The following is an 18262-nucleotide window of genomic DNA, read 5'->3' as shown; positions in this document are numbered from 1 at the left end:
GCTACGAAAAACGCTGAGATGAATGATTTATCTGCGTTCTTTGCGAAATCTGCGGGAAACACTTTCTAGTATCAATAAAAAGATATAAACTACTTCTGACTTTCGGCCCAGGTATCCATCTTCGCTTCAAAAACAGACAATGGGAATGACCCATCTTTTAAAACTGCAGTATGAAAAGCTGCCAGTTTAAATTTAGGGCCTAATTCTTTTTCATATTTGGTTCTCAATTCCCTTATTTTCATTGCACCTGTTTTATAGCCTAAAGCTTGTGCAGGTATGCCCATATAACGTTCAATTTCTGCTGTTGCACCCTCTGTACTAATGGCCTCATTGTCTGTCATGTATTTTATGGCCTCTTCTCTGCTCATGTTTTTGGTATGGATGGCCACATCAACCACTAAACGGATGGCCCTATGCATCTCATCGCCCAAAGCACCCATATGCTGGTAAGGATCCTGGTATAGGCCTAGTTCTTTACCTAACGATTCGCAATATAATGCCCAACCTTCTACATAAGCATTATGTCCGCCAAAACGGCGGAAATTAGGAAGTGATTTATTTTCCTGCGTTAAAGAAATCTGATAATGGTGACCTGGAATTGCCTCATGTAGAAAAAGAGATTCCATGCCCGAAGTGGTGTTAAATGTTTTAGCATCTAAAATCGGCACATAAAAGATCCCTGGACGCGATCCGTCTGCTGAACCCTGATTGTACTCTGCACTGGCCGATGCTGCTCTGAAAGCTTCTGTTTGGCGGATTTCGAAAGGTGTTTTAGGCTCAACATCAAACATCTTTTTCAAATTTGGTTTCATGCGCTGGTGGATATTTTCAAAAGCAGCTAAAACTTCTTTTGGTGTTTTATAAGGCATGAATTTTTTATCTGTTTTCATGTATTCGAAAAAAGCCTTCAAATCGCCCTTAAAGCCAACTAAGTTTTTGATGCTATCCATTTGGCCCTTAATCCTGGCAACTTCTTTTAAGCCCGTTTGATAGATCTCCTCGGGCGTTTTGTTGGTGGTTGTTTGTTGTTTAACCAAATAAGTGTACCAGGCCAAACCACCTGGCATGGCAGAATAGCCTGAGGTAGCTCTTGTTTTTGGCAAATATTCGTTCTGCAAATAATCGCCCAGTTTTTTATAGGTAGGGATAATTACTTTAGTGATCGAATTGCGGTAAGCTTCTGTCAACTTTTGTTTATCAGCTGCAGAAAAACTTTCAGGCATTAATTTGATTGGGCCATAAAACAAACTTTCTTCAGGTGTGGCCACAACCATACTCTGCATTTGAGGGATCATTTTAATCACCAATGCTTTTGGCAATACAATACCGTCAGCAGCACCTTTTTTAAAATTGCCAATGGCGGTATCGGCCCATACCGAAAATGCATCAATACGTTTTAACCAATCTTCATAATTTTTTACCGTTTTAAAAGGCTGGATGCCCGTTCCAGCGCCAAACTGACCAATGGTTAAAGGCAAAGCAAACATCTGGTTAAAGGGCAGGTATTCGAAATGATATTTAAGTCCTTCGATATTAATATCCAACTGATCTTTTAAATAATCGAAAGATAATTTGTCGTTTGCACTTAGGCTTTCTCTATCGTATTTGCCCAGGCTATCTAAATAACGTTCATTATAGCTTTTAAATTCTTTTATATAAGCTTGCGACCCATCATTAGCTAAAAGGTCATTATAACGCTCGTCGCCGATATAGGTGGCGTTAATGGGATTCAGTTTTAATCCTTCCTGATAGTATTGTTCGCACAGGGCTGCAAAAGCCTTGTTTTCGGAGCTATTGTCTGAACTGCTTTTTTGCTTACAGGCAGAAAACGCTGTAATACAGGCAGCAAAAAGAAATATCTTTTTCATTTATTTTGGGTTAAGGTTCTAATCAAAAATAGCAAATTATTAGCCATATACGAGTGGCGCTCCTTAACGCAAAAAAGCCATCCCCTTTTAAGGATGGCTTTAATATATAATCAGTACTAAACTGAAAACTGCGAATTGCTAACTGATTATGCTAATAACCTGATCGGCTCTTCCAATAAACCTTTTAATGTTTGTAAGAACTGTGCCCCGGTTGCACCATCAACCACACGGTGATCGCAACCTAAAGTCAATTTCATTACGTTACCAGGAACAACAGCGCCGTTTTTAACAACAGGAACCTGTTGTATAGCACCTACTGATAAAATTGCACCGTCAGGAGAGTTGATAATTGAAGTAAACTCATCAATACCAAACATACCTAAGTTAGATACGGTGAAAGTAGAACCTTCCCAGTCTGCTGGTTGTAATTTTTTAGCTTTTGCTTTAGCACCAAAGTCTTTTACTTCTGCAGAGATGTGTGATAAAGATTTGCCATCAGCGAAACGCACTACCGGTACTAATAAACCATCTTCAACAGCCATAGCTACACCAATGTTGGTATGTTCGTTAAATCTGATTTTATCGCCACCCCATGATGAGTTAACAGCCGGGTGTTTTTTCAATGCAACAGCAACCGCTTTAATCACGATATCGTTGAAAGAAACCTTAACCGGAGCAACAGCGTTGATTGCCGTACGGGCAGCCATTGCATTGTCCATATCAATGCTGATGGTTAAGTAGAAGTGTGGAGCAGTAAATAAACTTTCTGCTAAACGTTTTGCAATTACTTTACGCATCTGCGAAACCGGAGCTTCGGTAAATTTAACTTCACCAACAAATTGAGGAATAACTGGTGCTGGTGCAGCAGCTTTCTCTGCAGCCGGAGCTGATGCAGATTCTGATTTTGCTGGTGCTGCAGTTGGTTTGAAGTTTTCGATATCTTTTTTAATGATACGGCCACCTTCCGCGCTACCTGCAACCTGTGCTAAATCGATTCCTTTATCTTTGGCAATTTTCTTAGCTAAAGGAGATGCTTTAACACGGCTATCTGATGAGCTTTCCGCAACTGGAGCAGATGCACTTGCATCAGCAGTTGTAGCTTGTTTTTCTTCTTTAGGGGTCGCAGCTTTCTCTTCGCTTTGGTCTTTAGCCTTTGGACTTTGAGCTCCTCCAGCTAAAATTCCACTCACGTCAGTTCCTTCAGGGCCAACGATGGCGATAATTCCGTTCACTTTTGCAGCAGCGCCTTTCTCTACACCAATGTGTAATAAAGTTCCGGTTGCATAGCCCATTACCTCCATAGTTGCCTTATCGGTTTCTACATCAGCAAGAACATCATCATCTTTTACTTTATCGCCAACTTTTTTATGCCATTCAGCAATAACGCCTTCAGTCATGGTATCACTTAATAAAGGCATACGGATAACCGTAACACCTTTTGCAGCTAATTCTTCTTCGCTTAAGCCACCACCCTGAGCTGGTGCTGCCTCTTCTTTTTTCTCTTCAGCTTTTGGGGCTTCCTCTTTGCTTTCAGACTTCGGACTTCCCGACTCCTGACTTCCCGACTGTTCTGCCTCTAATGCTGCCTTATAATCTTCGCCTTCTTTACCAATAACGGCCATGATTGCATCAACGGGAACAGCTGTTCCTTCTTCTACACCTACGTATAAAAGAGTCCCATCCCAATAAGATTCCATATCCATTGTTGCTTTGTCAGTTTCTACTTCTGCTAAAACATCGCCGCTTTTCACTTTATCGCCCACTTTTTTATGCCACTTCGCCAAAACCCCTTCGGTCATGGTGTCGCTCATTTTGGGCATTTTAATTACATCAGCCATTATATCTAATTAATTGAAATCTTATTAATATTAGTCCATTACGTAAGGGTAGTCCTGTTGCATATATACATCTTTGTATAATTCAGATGCATCAGGCCAAGGAGATTCTTCAGCAAATTTTACTGCCTGATCTACAATTGCTTTTACTTTAGCTTCTACTTCCTCAATCCAGGCTTGATCTGCATACTTTTCTTTAAGAATCGTTTCTCTTGCATGCTCAACAGGATCTTTTGCCTTATAATCTTCTAATTCTTCTTTGGTACGGTATTTTGCCGGATCTGACATCGAGTGACCACGGTAACGGTAAGTTCTCATTTCTAAGAAAGTAGGTCCTTCACCTTTACGTGCACGCTGGATCGCTTCGTCCATTGCATTGTGAACAGCAACCGGATCCATACCATCAACTGGTGCACATGGCATATCGAAACCTAAACCTATTTTATAAATATCGGTCATGTTGGTGGTACGTTGTACTGAGGTACCCATTGCATAACCGTTGTTTTCGCAAACAAAAATAACAGGCAATTTCCAAAGCATGGCCATGTTAAAAGTTTCGTTTAATGCACCCTGGCGCACAGCACCATCGCCCATATAACAAATGTTAACATTATCAGTTCCTTTGTATTTTTCTGCAAAAGCAACGCCAGCACCTAATGGAATCTGACCGCCAACAATTGCATGACCGCCGTAGAAGTTATGCTCTTTACTGAACATGTGCATTGAACCACCTTTACCTTTAGAGCAACCTGTAGCTTTACCGTACATTTCTGCCATAATACTATCAGCACTAACTCCCAAAGCTAAGGCATGAGCATGATCACGGTATGTTGTAATCATTGAATCACCTTTTTGCATCGCAGATATTGCACCTGCAACTACAGCTTCTTGTCCAATGTATAAATGACAAAAGCCACGTATTTTTTGTTGTCCGTATAACTGGCCAGTTTTTTCTTCGAATTTGCGCATAAGCAACATCGACTCAAACCACTTTAACCAGGTATCTTTATTTATTTCTACTGCACTCATTTTAGGGTATTTGTTTTTTGCGACAGCAAATCTAATTTTTTTATTGTAATTTTTGGCACTTTTTAGTGTAAAAACATCATAGTATTAGGGTTGTAATCAGATTTAACAGTTGTTTTACAATTAAATATAAACCTTGGCCGCCGATATTAATTTAACAGCGATTTCTTATAATTAAATCAACACCCTTTATCATAATATGGAATCAATTTATTCTGAAATTTAATTCTGTATATATGCTTATTCTCATAATTTAAAATAAAATTGGTTTGCTCCTGTGTTGCGGATTGAAGTAAATCGTTTTTCAGAAAAAATGAATTTTTTAGGAGGTGTTTATCACAAAAAATGAAGGCAGAAAAACAAAAATGTTAATAACTTTCGTTTTTTAACGTCTAACATTTGGATAACATTTGTATAATTAATACTTTTGATGACCAACAATAAGCCCATGTGGTGTACGTTAATGTGTAAGTGAATACCCAAACATAACTGTATAACATGATTAAAAAATTTTTGTTTTCTACTCTAATTGCTATTTGTACGCTCTCAGCCGCATTTGCGCAAACAAAAACAAAAGAATCTGGTAAAGAATTAAATGATCCCGACAACCTTGCGTCACAGTATTTTTCTCAGGTTATGGGTGTTGCGGTAGATGCAACTTCGAACTTAAAACTGTACAAGTTTATTTACGAATGGATCGGAACGCCTTATAGTTATGGCGGAAACACCAAAAGAGGGATCGATTGCTCGGCTTTCACTAAAGCGATTTACGATAAAGTTTTCAACACCACGATCAGAAGAAATTCGCGCGATATTTTTAGTATGGTAGATCCACTGTCTAAAGAAGATTTAAAAGAAGGCGATTTAGTTTTCTTCAAGATTAAAAGCAGAAGTATTTCACATGTTGGTATTTACCTGGGCGATAACAGATTTGCACATGCATCAAGTTCTCGTGGTGTAGTAATCAGCAACCTGAACGAGCCTTATTACAGCCGTTATTTTTACAAAGGCGGCCGCGTTTTAGAATCGTTTAAGAAAGAATTTACAGTAGAATAAATCAGTTTGACATTTTTCAGTTAACAATTAAAAACATACACAATCCTCCTAAAGAAATTTTGGAGGATTTTTTGTTGAACCAGCATTTTCTCTCAAGCGATCGTCATCCTGAATTTATTTCAGGATCTTTCTCGCTATCTTTCTATTTTTTATTTAAGACGGCGAAAAATATTTTAAAATAAAATTACTAATGAAGCTCATCAACACCATCTTAGTCCTTCCTTTTGTCCTTATTGTCACAATCAGTTGCACGAGCAATAATGCCCAGATTATTACTACACCCCTAGTCAAACAGGATACAGTACCCAGAAAAATAAAAGATACCATCTCCATTACTGCTGTAGGAGATATTATGCTCGGCTCCGCTTTTCCGTCTAAAACCAACCTCCCTCCTGATGATGCTGTAAACAGTTTCCAGGCAGTTGATAGTTTATTAAAAGGAGATATTGTTTTTGGAAACTTGGAGGGCTGCTTTCTCAACTCAGGTAATTCGAACAAATGTAATGGCATTAACCCGAACAACTGCTATGCTTTTAGAATGCCGGAGCGCTATGCCGGGATATACAAGGATGCAGGATTTAATGTTTTAAGCATCGCCAATAACCATGTTGGTGACTTTGATGCCAGGGGAAGAAAAAATACAGCAAGGATTTTAGATTCACTGCAGATCCATTATGCCGGGCAGGTAAACAAACCTTTTGAAGTTTTTGAAAAAGATAGTGTAAAGTATGCGTTCTGTGCCTTTGCACCGAATGAGAATACGGTATCGATTAATAAAATCGACAGTGCCAAGGCTTTGGTTGCCCGTTTAAAATTGATGGCCGATATTGTGATTGTTTCTTTTCATGGTGGCGGTGAAGGTGCAAGGTTTGAACATGTTCCCCGTAAAAATGAGATTTTTTATAAAGAGAACAGAGGTAATGTTTATGCCTTTGCTCATGCAGTTATAGATGCCGGTGCAGATGTAGTACTTGGACATGGCCCTCATGTAACCCGTGCTGTTGAAGTGTATAAAAATAAATTTATTGCGTACAGTCTAGGTAATTTTTGCACTTACGGTATGTTCAGCTTAAAAGGCAATAATGGTATTGCGCCCTTGCTTCAGCTAAAAATAAATGCGAATGGCGATTTTCTATATGCAGATATCGTATCAGTTAAACAGGATAAAATTAATCGCTTAACCCTGGATGAGAATCATGGTGCCTTTAAAAGAATTAAAGAATTGACAGATATTGATTTTGTTGGCCATCAGCTAAAATTCGCCGATCACAGAATCAGTTTAAAAGATTAATCTTCTGCGACATCAATTTCAATTTATTTCAGAATATTTGCCTTATGAAACCATCATGATTTTTTCAAATCACATAATGGGATGAATAAACGGCTCAAGCCTTCCTGAACACCGTTACAACATCTACATTGGTGAAAAATCTGATAGCTTCATCACCTTTGAAAACAAACCGGGCTTTTGCGAGCTCATTAACTAAGCGGAGCGTTCTCTTGAACACCATTGAGGAAATAAATGCAAGTGAAAAATGCCATTGAAAACAATGAGCAATAAATTAATAATTATATAACGATGAAAAAAGGATTAATACTTCATTATATTATAGGTATTGCAGCTGCAATTTTAGTATTGGCAGCAGCCTACTACATCAACCAAAATCCCGATAACCTGTTGTCAGCAGGTATTATTATCCTGGCGGGTTGCCTGGTTGCTTTTAGCCAATACCAGATCATCAAACACAAAAAGAAGCAATAGTATGATTGCCATTATCCTACATGCTACAAAGGCTGATAACTTTAAAGATGGGATCTATCTTGGTTTAGCGATCGGAGCTGCAGTCGTATTGTTTGTGCTATCTAAAAAGTTTAGGAGAAAAGCTTAGGTTAACTTTCATCCTTTGTGTTCTTTACCAGGCCAATTCCCGATACAAAGAATATAAGTCCAATGATGCCATAAACCATTAATCCCCGTGTATTTTCGCTGTGGCTTACAAAACCGTAGCCTGCGTATATTAAACCAATTATACCAAGTACGGTTAAGATGGTTCCGAAAGTGCGTTTTACATTCATAAGGTTATCTATTAATAAGATTAAGACAAAATATTGCAGTTTTTGTTTTAAGGAAACAAAGAAGTCCATCTCATTGACTGAAATGGACTTCGTTTATTAAATGAAAGGGTAACTTACCAAACACCTAATCTGTTTGCCGGAGTTATATACATTTTTGCTGTTGTAGGGATGTTGAATGCTTTATAAAATGCTTCCATATTATAAACAGGGCCGTTTACCCGGAACATCTCGGGGCTATGCGGATCTGTTTTTAACCTTACACGCATACTTTCATCGCGGTTTTTGATTCTCCATACCTGGGCAAAGCTTAAAAAGAAACGTTGGTCAGGAGTAAAACCATCAATCTTTTTATCGCCTTTTCCTTGCTCAGTTAATTTAAAGGCATCGTATGCAATGTTTAAGCCACCAATGTCGGCAAGGTTTTCGCCCAGCGTTAAAGAACCATTTACATGCTGATTATCCAACAATGAGAAGTTATTATAAAATGTCTCTACTTTACCGGCTTTAGCTTTAAATTGATCGGCATCGGCTTTTGTCCACCATTCTTTTAAATTACCTACTGCATCGTACTGGCGACCCTGATCGTCAAAACCATGCGTCATTTCATGACCAATTACAGCACCTATTGCACCATAGTTAATGGCATCATCTGCAGCAAAATCAAAGAATGGGAACTGTAAAATCCCTGCTGGGAAAACAATTTCGTTGAAAGACGGATTGTAATAGGCATTAACGGTCGGTGGAGTCATTCCCCACTCGGTTTTATCAACATTTTTGCCGAGTTTATCCATCATTTCTTTGTAGGCATGTTTGCTTGCCGACTGAAGGTTTGCATAATAAGTGTTTTTCGAAACCTCAACATCATCGTACTTTTTCCATTTGTCAGGATAGCCGATTTTTTTGATAAATGCATTTAGTTTTTCTAAAGCTTTCTTTTTGGTTTCAGGTGTCATCCAATCTACCTTCTGAATTCTTTCTGCATATACTTTCTGTAAATTGTTTACCAGGGTTAACATACGCTCTTTAGCCTCAGGCTTAAAATACTTTTCGGCATATAACTGACCTAAAAGCTCACCTAAATTACGATCGGTAGCATTTACAATGGCTTTCCATCTTTCTGTTGGTGCTTGTTGACCATATAGTGTTTTGGAAAAAAAATCGAATTTAGCATCTCTGAATTTTTTGGTAAAGGCGTTGGCTGATCTGTTTAAAGCATCAAATTTTAATTTTTCTTTCCAGATTTCGATGGGCTGGCTTTTCACCAGGGCTGATAAGGTTTGATAATATTTTGGCTGCCTCACAATAACGGTATCGGTACTTGCCCCCAGTTTACTCAAAACAGATTTCCACTCAATGTTCGGCGTCTGCTTTTGAAAGTCAACCACAGTCATTTTGTTATAATTTTTCTGCGGATCGCGTAGTTGAACAGGAGTAGAGTGCGACTGCGCAATAGCCGTTTCCAGCTTTAAAATATTATCGGCATATTTAGCTGCGTTGGCAGAATCGCCTGCCAGGCTAAAAATTTTTGTGATGTATTTGATGTACTCGGCTCTGATTTTTTTTGCCTTATCATCTTGTTCTAAATAATAACTGCGATCAGGCAGGGTAAGGCCGGCCTGCGAAAATGATAAAGCATTTTTAGTACTTAATTTATCATCTGGTTCTACACCAAAGCCCAATAAATCTCCCTCACCATCTTTATAGCCGTCGGCAACAAAATTGATTAAATCTTTATCATTTTTAATCCCATCTATTTTGCTTAGGAGCGGCTTTATAGGTTCGATACCCAATTTCTCAATGGTAAGTGTATCCATTCCACTGGTATAGAAATCGCCAACTTTCTGTTCGGTACTTCCTTTGGTTGCATTGGCTTTTGAAGCATTTTCAAGAATACTTTTCAGGTTTTTCAGGTTATCGTTATATAAAGTATAAAAAGAACCCCAGCCTGTTTCTGTTTTAGGAATTTCAGTGTTTTTCATCCATTTCCCATTGGCATACAGGAAAAAGTTATCACCAGGTTTTACAGTGGTATCCATGCCGGCTTTATCGAAAAATTCGGTACGTGCATTCGCCACATCTGTATCTTGATGGCTTTTATTCTGGCAAGCAGCAAAAAGCAATACGCCGGCCGCCGGAAGAAATAATTTAGTTTTCATTGTATATAAGTTAGTTAGAAAAGCTTAAAGCTACAAAATGCCTGATGTAGTTTGTATGAATTTTTATAACTTCATAAAAAAATCTAATTATGCAATACACCATTTACATTATAGCTGCCGTAGGATTTATTATCCTGCTTAGCTCGTTTGTTACTGTTAAACAGGGGACTATTGCGGTGGTAACCGTTTTCGGCAAATACCGCCGCCAGTTAAGGCCAGGCTTAAATTTTAAAATCCCATTAATAGAGCAGATCTATTCTCGCATTTCCATTCAAAACCGTTCTGTAGAGCTGTCGTTTCAAGCGGTAACACAAGATCAGGCCAATGTATATTTCAAGGCCATGCTATTGTATTCTGTGGTGAACCAGGATGAAGAAACGATCAAAAATGTAGCTTTTAAGTTTGTAGATGCGACCAACTTAATGCAGGCACTAATCAGAACGATTGAAGGTTCGATCAGGGCATATGTGGCTACGCAAAAGCAGGCAAATGTACTGGCCCAACGCAACGAAATTGTGCTTCATGTTAAGGAACAGATCGATCAGGTTTTAGATGGATGGGGTTACCATCTTCAGGATCTTCAATTGAACGATATTACCTTTGATGAGGAAATTATGCGTTCAATGAGTCGTGTAGTAGCTTCGAACAACTTAAAAGCAGCGGCTGAAAACGAAGGCCAGGCATTATTAATTACTAAAACCAAAGCTGCCGAAGCCGATGGTAATGCGATTAAAATTGCCGCTACAGCCGAGCGAGAGGCTGCACAACTTCGTGGACAAGGTATTGCTTTGTTTAGGGAAGAAGTTGCAAAAGGTATGACCAATGCGGCCCATGAAATGCAACAAGCTAACCTTGATACATCGGTAATTCTTTTCACCATGTGGACAGAAGCCATTAAACAATTTGCAGAGTATGGCGAGGGTAATATTATTTTCTTAGATGGTAGTACCGAGGGAATGAATAAAACCATGAAAGAAATGATGGCCATGCAGCTGAGCCAGAATCCTCCGAAGAAGGACTAGAAGTGTTTTTATCATACAAAAAAGACTGTTGCGGGTTTGCAACAGTCTTTTTTTTGCATTAACTATTCGTTTTGGCTAAATGAAGAATTGATTAGCCTAAATTGTTTCTATAAAATTAATTGAATTTTGAGTGATGATAAAATGCGGTTGATATCAGATCGAAGCATAATTGTTGTACACTATTTAAGATTAATTATAATGAAAATTTTTGTAACAGGCGCAACCGGATTTGTCGGTTCTGCGGTAGTAAAAGAATTAATTAGCGCAGGCCACGAGGTTTTGGGTTTGGCAAGGAATGAGGCGGCTGAAAAAGCGCTTGTGCTCGCTGGGGCTCGAGTACATAAAGGCGATTTGGAAGACGTAAAGCGTTTGCAGGAGGGCGCAAAGCTGGCTGATGGTATCATCCATACTGGCTTTATCCATGATTTTTCCCGATTCGCAGCAGTTTGCGAAATTGATAGACTTGCAATAGAAGCCATTGGGAACTCAATTGCAGGAACCAATAAACCTTTTATTGTAACTTCTGGAACTCTCGTGGTTAATCCCGGCATATTCGCCACAGAAGATATGTTGCCCAATTATAATGGCGGGAATCCCAGGTTAGCTTCGGAAAAGGCAGTTGACGCCCTTGCTTCTCAGAATATTCGCGTATCAGTGGTTCGTTTATCGCCATCTGTACACGGTGAAGGTGATGATCATGGATTTGTACCGATGCTGATCAATATCGCCCGCAAAACGGGTTCGTCGGCTTACATTGGTAGCGGAGAAAACAGATGGACAGGTATTCATCGGTTGGACGCCGCGAAACTTTATAGGTTGGCTTTGGAACAAGCTACACCAGGAGCACGTTTTCACGGGGTAGCCGAAGAATCAATAACCCTTAAATCAATAGCAGAGGCCATTGGAGAACAGCTCGGTTTACCTGTTGTTTCTATATCTAAAAACGAAGCAGCTGCACATTTTGATTGGTTTGAACATTTTGTAAGTATAGATGGACCGGCTTCTGGACGTTTAACCAGGGAACGTTTAAATTGGGAACCTCAATATTCCAGTTTGATTCAAGATTTGGAGCAGGGAGTTTATTTTAAGTAAATTGTACCATGGAACCTTCAAACCGTTATCGTTTTAAAACAATATCAGAATACCATAAACTTGCAGGATTGCCTCAACCAGGTCATCCTTTAGTTAGTATCGTTAATATGGAGGAGGTTAATATGCCATTCGATGGCCGATCAAAAACAATAATTTTTGATTTTTACTCCATTGCGCTCAAACGTGTTCCAGATGCGAAAATTAAATATGGGCAACAAATGAGTGATTTTGATGATGGTGTATTGTTTTTTATGTCCCCAGGGCAGGTTTTTACAGTCGAAATTGATCAGCATAAAACCCATCGCCCAACTGGCTGGATGATACTATTCCACTCCGACTTACTTTGGCAGACACATTTAGCCAAAGCAATTAAGGATTATGAGTTCTTTAGTTACTCGCTATTTGAGGCTTTACATGTTTCTGAAACTGAAGAAGCAGTGCTTAATTCGATCGCCCAATTGATTAGAAATGAAACCAATAACAATATCGATCATTTTACTCAAAATGTGGTGATCGCGCAAATAGAACTACTGCTAAACTATGCACAACGTTTTTATGGCCGTCAATTTATTACACGTAAAGCAATCAATCATCAGCTGCTCGATCGATTAGAGCATGTTGTTAGCGACTATTTTGAACAGGATGATCTTGGCAATAGAGGGTTACCAACTGTAACTTACATCGCCGAAAGGCTCAATGTTTCGCCAGGATATCTATCCGGATTGTTGAAAACACTTATCGGACAAAATACCCAACAATATTTACATCAGAAACTGATTGATTTAGCAAAAGAAAAACTTTCTACAACAAATCTTTCTGTAAGTGAAATTGCTTATGCCCTTGGCTTTGAACATTTACAATCCTTTACTAAGTTGTTCAAATCCAAAACAAACCTTACACCTTCAGCATTTAGACAATCATTTAATTGAAAAAGGATAAAAAAAAGCGAGCTATCTTATTTAGATAGCTCGCTTTAAATATATTTCTTTTATTAAAGTTTAGGTGCCATTACACCCAGATTCATTACATAGTTGCCAGATTGTTGCATAAAATCGCCCATTACTTTTAACGATTCATCTTCAATAAAATCGAAAGCATCTTGTTTGGTAATTTTATCTCCTTTTTTAATGGCAGGTAATCCCCTTAATGCTCTTAATTCATTCTGTCTGGCAAGTGTTTTAGCTTCCTGCGCATCGCGCTCAGCTTTAAGTTTTGCCTCATTTAAGGTGACAGAAACTTCATTGTCACGTTTTTTAAGATCGGCAATATCTTGTTTCAGGTATTTAAAATCCAACGAGTTTGCGATACGCTGCTCACTGTTTTTAACCAACTGTGCTTTAACAGGGGTCAAATTCGCAACTGCTTTAAAGCTGGAGCTCGGAATAACGTCCCATGGTAAGGCAGATGATTCAGTATCTTCTCCAATTTTATCCATCGGATAAACTGAAGGGAAAACAACATCAGGCGTTACACCTTTATGCTGCGTGCTGCTTCCTGCTACACGGTAAAATTTAGCCATGGTTAGGTTAATCTGACCTAAGTTAATATCAGCCGGGCTTGCTCCGCTTGGAGATGTGCCAACGGTTTTATCTTTAGAAATTAATCCTGCTACCCTTTGCAACATACTTGGATTTACCAATTTGTTTAAATCGATAGAAGATTGAACGGTACCTTTACCATAGGTTTGGCTACCCATAATAATACCACGGCCGTAATCCTGTATTGCACCCGCAAAAATTTCTGATGCAGATGCACTTAAACGGTCTACAATTACACCAAAAGGCCCATCCCAGGTTACACCGCTATTTTCATCCTCGTCTACTTCAATTTTACCGCGTAAATCTTTCACCTGAACTACTGGTCCTCTATCGATAAATAAACCAGTTAATGAGATGGCTTCAACCAATGAGCCTCCACCATTTCCACGTAAATCCATTACGATAGCATTTACCTTATCGTATGTTTTTAACGAGTCGATTAATTTTCTAACATCGCGGGTAGTGCTTTTGTAGTTTTTATCACCTGCATTTGCTGCTTTAAAATCAGCATAGAATGCTGGTAGGGTAATAATCCCGATTTTATAATCTTTACCATTACTGTTAATGGTTTTAACTTTTTTCTTGGCAGATGTTTCTTCCAAAACAATTTTATCGCGAACCAATTCGATAATAATCGGTTTAGAAGACATTTCTTTTCCAACAGGGATAACTTTTAAACGCACCTTGGTTCCTTTAGGGCCCTTAATTTTCGATACGGTGTTATCCAATCTCCAACCCACTACGTCAACAAATTCTCCATCACCCTGGGCTACAGCAATAATACGATCGCCAGCACTCAGTTGTTTTCCTTTAAATGCAGGTCCACCGGCAATAATTTCAGAGATTTTAACCACCTCATTTTCTAATTGTAAACGGGCACCAATACCTTCAAAAGAACGGGACATATCTTCGTTAAATGCTGCTGCATTAGTTGGGTTAAAATAATTGGTATGTGGATCAATAGATTCGGTAAAAGCATCCATCAAAATCTGGAATACATCCTGATTATTGGTTTTTGAAGTTTGCGACTGTAGGTTCTGATAACGTTTAGTTAATGTTTCTACGTTTTTGGCTTCAGCTGTTCCAGCTAAATTTAAATTGATTAGTTCGTATTTAACACGTTTTTTCCAGGTATCATTTAATGCTGCAGAAGAAGTTGCCCAAGGCTGTTTCTCCCTGTCATATACATAATTGTCGGTTTGATTAAAATCGTATTTGGTTTTAATCTGTGCTAAAGAATAAGTAAAATATTCGTTCAACCTTTTGGCATAAACGTTATAGATGAAAAACGGCCCGCTTAAATCGCCATTTTTGAAATCATCATCCAAAGTATATCTGTATTTTTCAAATTCCTTGATATCTGAAGCCAAAAAGTAATTTTTGCCCTGATCTAAAGACTTGATATACTTATCTAAAATGATTGAAGATATAGAATCGTTGATCTGAATTTTTTTATAATTATAACTCTCGATCAAATTTACAACCTCTTTTATAACAAGTTGCTGCTGCTCATCAGGTTTTACGTTGGTAACACCCTCAACCATTGGCTGAGTTTTAGGTGCAGCATGACAAGCAAGTACTGCCGCAGTAAAAATTACAAAAAATATTCTCTTTAACATCTCTTTAAATGATTTAAAATCCATTTCCAATTCTATATAGCCAATATGATACCATTTTAGCAAAAAAACAAAAAAGAGACAGCATTATTACCGTCTCTTGTTAAAACTTTATCAAATCTAACTAAAAGCTTTTTATTTAACAATTTCTTATGTAGAACGTTGGGCGTTATTTTTTGTTTTGATCGGTAATCAAAATTTGACCAATTACAGACCTTTAATGGCTATATTGTTAGTGATGTAGGAAGATTTTAAAAAAAACAAGTACCTAAACTAGCTTGGGTTTACCTTTTTACTGGTGGTTTTGCTGGCGATCATTTCCCTGGCATCTTTGATCTGCGTTTTGTATTGGGTGGTTTTGATCGAATTGGCAAGCCATTCGGCCGATTTCAGATCTCTCAGTGCAAGTGTAAAATCTTTCTTTTTAATTTTAACCTGAACAATGCCTAAAATAGATTCGATGTAAGCGTTGTTGCTTTTTAACTGTTTTGCCAGTATACCTTGCTGGGTGTAAAACCACATCGATTGGGTATACTTGGTATTGGCCAGATAAACTTTGCCTAAAAGGTTATAGGTGTTCATTACGCCAGCTCTGTTTCCGGTTTTAGAATAATTTTTTAAAGCTACATTTAAAAGAATCTGCTCAGCATCAGTAAAACGGCCAAGTTGATAATGCATACTGCTCATCTTAATAACTGCCTGTCCGTACCTGTTGAAGTTTTTTATGGCATTATATTCGAAAGCGGCTTTGCCAAATAAGGTGAGGGCTTCGTTGTAATCGCCTTTTCGCTCTAAATCTTCTGCTTCCTCAAAAAAAGAATTCCCATCCTCCAAATCAAATTTAGATACTGCTATATTTATAGCGCTACCGTTAGGTTCTTGGATCTCAGATTTATCTATATTTTGAGCTTGTAGTTGTAATGATGCAAAAAGGCTTATTAAAGCCAATACAATCTTGGTCATGCAACAAAAATAATACTTTAAATCTAATTCTAGCTAAATACCTGTAAATTAACATCAAAAGATGCCCAAACCATGTATGGATGCGAGTCGCAATGGTACACTTCGCCTGTTGCAGAAATGCCTACAACGCCTGCAAAGCCATCAAAAGCTTTAAGTTCGGCAAAAGATTTATCTGATGCTTCCTTTAAAGAAAACCCATCGGTAACACGGGTTACAATTTTTGCGGCTAAGGCACCGCTTACAATATCTTCACCTACTCCGGTACAAGAAATACCTGCATATTGATTGGCATAGTTGCCTGCCACGGTTGCGGAATCGCTCACACGGCAAGGGATTTCGAATCCTTTTCCCCCTGTGGAGGTTGCAGCTGCTAAATTTCCATCTGCATCGAGTGCTACACAGCCTACCGTTCCTTTATTGTTCTTTTGGTTTAATTTAGCTTCGTATTCTGATTGTCGCTGCGGGGTAATCGGATTGAAATATTCAAATCCATTTGATCTTGCAAATTGCTGGGCACCATCACCGCTTAATACCCGGTCATCATATGTTAACAAGTTCTGCGCAATCTGTATGGGGTTTTTAACATCTTCTACATTAATTACACCACTAAATTTTTCTGTTTTACCATCCATTAGGGCAGCACTTAACCTCACTTTTCCATCGCTTTGGATCTGCGAACCGATACCAGCGTTAAACAGCTCGTTATCTTCTAATAGCGCAACAGTATATACCACGGTTTCTAAAGCAGTATGTGTTTTTAGATATTCGTGTCCAAGCATAACAATCGAAGCCAAAGCATCTTGTTTAGCCTTTTTCGTTTCCTGGTTGGTAGACGATTCGCTGAAGAAACCGCCATGTATAATTAGTTTCATCTGTTATTTGAGTATTGAGACATTTGATATGAGACTTGGGCCTTAAACCCTCGATCCTCCACCTTAAACCTTTAGGCTATCGGAACAACCTTTGGATGATGGATCACTAAACTATGGTCTGTTAAATCATAAACGTCGCCATCGCACATTACATGTACCACCATGTTTTTAATAGAAACAGGCTGGCCCATTTCTACATCGGTTAAATTGGTATCGGCCATATTACGGCCATCTACTAAAATTACCATGCCAGAACCAATGGCTTCCATCGTATGGCCATCAGAAATGAAAAGCCCGGTATCTTCACCCAGACCAATCCCTAGTATACCAGGATTGCTGGCAGCAGCATATAACAAGCGACCAATTCTTCCGCGTTGAACAAAATGTGTATCAACAATAACATCATCAATAAAGCCTAATCCACCAGTAATTTTAACCTCTCCTTTAAGTAAAGCATCTTTGCTGCTACCCTGATAAATCATGTTTTTAGAGCTTGCTGCGGCTCCGGCTGAAGTGCCTGCAATTACCACAGGCTCGTTTCTATATTTCTCTAGTAAGATCTGATGGATTTTTGTTCCGCCAAAGATTGAAGAAAGACGGAGCTGATCGCCACCAGTAAAAATAATTACCTCTGCTGCTTTGATACGTTCATAATTTTCATCAGAATTGGCTTCTTCACGGTTGGTAATATTAAGAACACCCACATTGTGCACATCTAATTGTGCATAAGCCTTGATATATTCTTCACCAACCTTTTCGGGCATTAATGATGCCGTAGTGATGATCTCGAAGCGAGATTGAGTATCTCTTAATGATTCTGTAGTAATCCGTTTTAAAATTCCACGCTCAAAAAAATTCATATTCTCAGGCAGTCCAAATTGCGTTTCTGCGAAGCTACCTGTGTTTATTGCGCCACCAATGATGATGAGTTTACCTTTCGGAACCATTCTTTGTGTATTATAATTGTATCAAAAAACCCAAATATATAGGCTTATGATAAAAAACACGACTTTTTTTGTCAAGAATATTCAATTTATTAACAAACGTTAAAATATTATAACCTAAAATTAACAGGATTGTGCTTGAAAATAAAACAAATACACCTTAAAATTGATTTAGCTAAATGGAACGTCTAATTTCAA

The 18262-nt window shown here is 38.4% G+C and carries 15 protein-coding genes; 6 read left to right on the top strand and 9 right to left on the bottom strand.

The window, feature by feature from the left end:
• Positions 1-89: 89 nt before the first annotated feature.
• The 3 genes from ACTJKN_RS19955 to pdhA all read right to left on the bottom strand — a co-directional run bounded on the left by ACTJKN_RS19955 (position 90) and on the right by pdhA (position 4732).
• The gene (locus ACTJKN_RS19955; RefSeq protein ID WP_440827505.1) at positions 90-1868 is read right to left on the bottom strand and encodes a DUF885 domain-containing protein; all 1779 of its coding nucleotides are present in this window, start codon (positions 1866-1868) and stop codon (positions 90-92) included.
• 146 nt (positions 1869-2014) lie between these two features.
• Positions 2015-3706 carry a 2-oxo acid dehydrogenase subunit E2 gene (locus ACTJKN_RS19950; protein WP_440827504.1) on the bottom strand — a complete coding sequence of 564 codons (1692 nt, stop codon included), beginning with the start codon at positions 3704-3706 and terminating at the stop codon, positions 2015-2017.
• Positions 3707-3736: 30 nt separating this feature from the next.
• On the bottom strand, positions 3737-4732 hold the full coding sequence (gene pdhA, locus ACTJKN_RS19945) for a pyruvate dehydrogenase (acetyl-transferring) E1 component subunit alpha (protein WP_029274973.1): 996 nt from the start codon (positions 4730-4732) through the stop codon (positions 3737-3739).
• Between the two features lie 495 nt (positions 4733-5227).
• Here pdhA and ACTJKN_RS19940 point away from each other — a divergent pair, with 495 nt between their 5' ends.
• From ACTJKN_RS19940 to ACTJKN_RS19930, 3 genes are all read left to right on the top strand, one after another.
• Positions 5228-5785 carry a C40 family peptidase gene (locus ACTJKN_RS19940; protein ID WP_029274974.1) on the top strand — a complete coding sequence of 186 codons (558 nt, stop codon included), beginning with the start codon at positions 5228-5230 and terminating at the stop codon, positions 5783-5785.
• Between the two features lie 190 nt (positions 5786-5975).
• Entirely contained in the window at positions 5976-7076 is a 1101-nt protein-coding gene (locus tag ACTJKN_RS19935) for a CapA family protein (RefSeq protein ID WP_440827503.1), read from the top strand.
• 288 nt (positions 7077-7364) lie between these two features.
• Positions 7365-7547 (top strand): hypothetical protein, encoded by a 183-nt coding sequence (locus tag ACTJKN_RS19930; protein ID WP_086548182.1) that lies wholly within the window; start codon positions 7365-7367, stop codon positions 7545-7547.
• A gap of 128 nt (positions 7548-7675) precedes the next feature.
• Here the strand turns inward: ACTJKN_RS19930 and ACTJKN_RS19925 are convergent, their stop codons facing one another.
• Positions 7676-7861, bottom strand: a complete 186-nt coding sequence (locus tag ACTJKN_RS19925) for a hypothetical protein (protein WP_029274977.1) — start codon at positions 7859-7861, stop codon at positions 7676-7678.
• Positions 7862-7974: 113 nt separating this feature from the next.
• A complete protein-coding gene (locus ACTJKN_RS19920) occupies positions 7975-10017 on the bottom strand; it encodes a M13 family metallopeptidase (RefSeq protein ID WP_440827502.1) in 2043 nt (680 codons plus the stop codon).
• 89 nt (positions 10018-10106) lie between these two features.
• On the opposite strand from ACTJKN_RS19920, the gene ACTJKN_RS19915 reads away from it, so the two are divergent.
• The 3 genes from ACTJKN_RS19915 (at position 10107) to ACTJKN_RS19905 (ending at position 13060) form a co-directional block, all read left to right on the top strand.
• Positions 10107-11039, top strand: coding sequence for an SPFH domain-containing protein (locus ACTJKN_RS19915; protein WP_440827501.1), 933 nt, complete (start codon positions 10107-10109; stop codon positions 11037-11039).
• Between the two features lie 198 nt (positions 11040-11237).
• Positions 11238-12131, top strand: coding sequence for an SDR family oxidoreductase (locus tag ACTJKN_RS19910; protein ID WP_440827500.1), 894 nt, complete (start codon positions 11238-11240; stop codon positions 12129-12131).
• Between the two features lie 8 nt (positions 12132-12139).
• On the top strand, positions 12140-13060 hold the full coding sequence (locus ACTJKN_RS19905) for a helix-turn-helix domain-containing protein (protein WP_440827499.1): 921 nt from the start codon (positions 12140-12142) through the stop codon (positions 13058-13060).
• Positions 13061-13122: 62 nt separating this feature from the next.
• Here the strand turns inward: ACTJKN_RS19905 and ACTJKN_RS19900 are convergent, their stop codons facing one another.
• The 4 genes from ACTJKN_RS19900 to ACTJKN_RS19885 form a co-directional block, all read right to left on the bottom strand.
• A complete protein-coding gene (locus ACTJKN_RS19900) occupies positions 13123-15288 on the bottom strand; it encodes a carboxy terminal-processing peptidase (protein WP_440827498.1) in 2166 nt (721 codons plus the stop codon).
• 270 nt (positions 15289-15558) lie between these two features.
• Entirely contained in the window at positions 15559-16248 is a 690-nt protein-coding gene (locus tag ACTJKN_RS19895) for a hypothetical protein (RefSeq protein ID WP_440827497.1), read from the bottom strand.
• A gap of 29 nt (positions 16249-16277) precedes the next feature.
• Entirely contained in the window at positions 16278-17120 is an 843-nt protein-coding gene (locus tag ACTJKN_RS19890) for an isoaspartyl peptidase/L-asparaginase (RefSeq protein WP_440827496.1), read from the bottom strand.
• Between the two features lie 71 nt (positions 17121-17191).
• Positions 17192-18067, bottom strand: a complete 876-nt coding sequence (locus ACTJKN_RS19885; RefSeq protein WP_108201357.1) for a cyanophycinase — start codon at positions 18065-18067, stop codon at positions 17192-17194.
• Positions 18068-18262: the final 195 nt, after the last annotated feature.

Source organism: Pedobacter sp. 22163 (assembly GCF_052045595.1).
In the GTDB taxonomy this organism is placed as follows: Bacteria; Bacteroidota; Bacteroidia; order Sphingobacteriales; family Sphingobacteriaceae; genus Pedobacter.
This window is presented reverse-complemented; position numbering and strand designations above follow the sequence as displayed.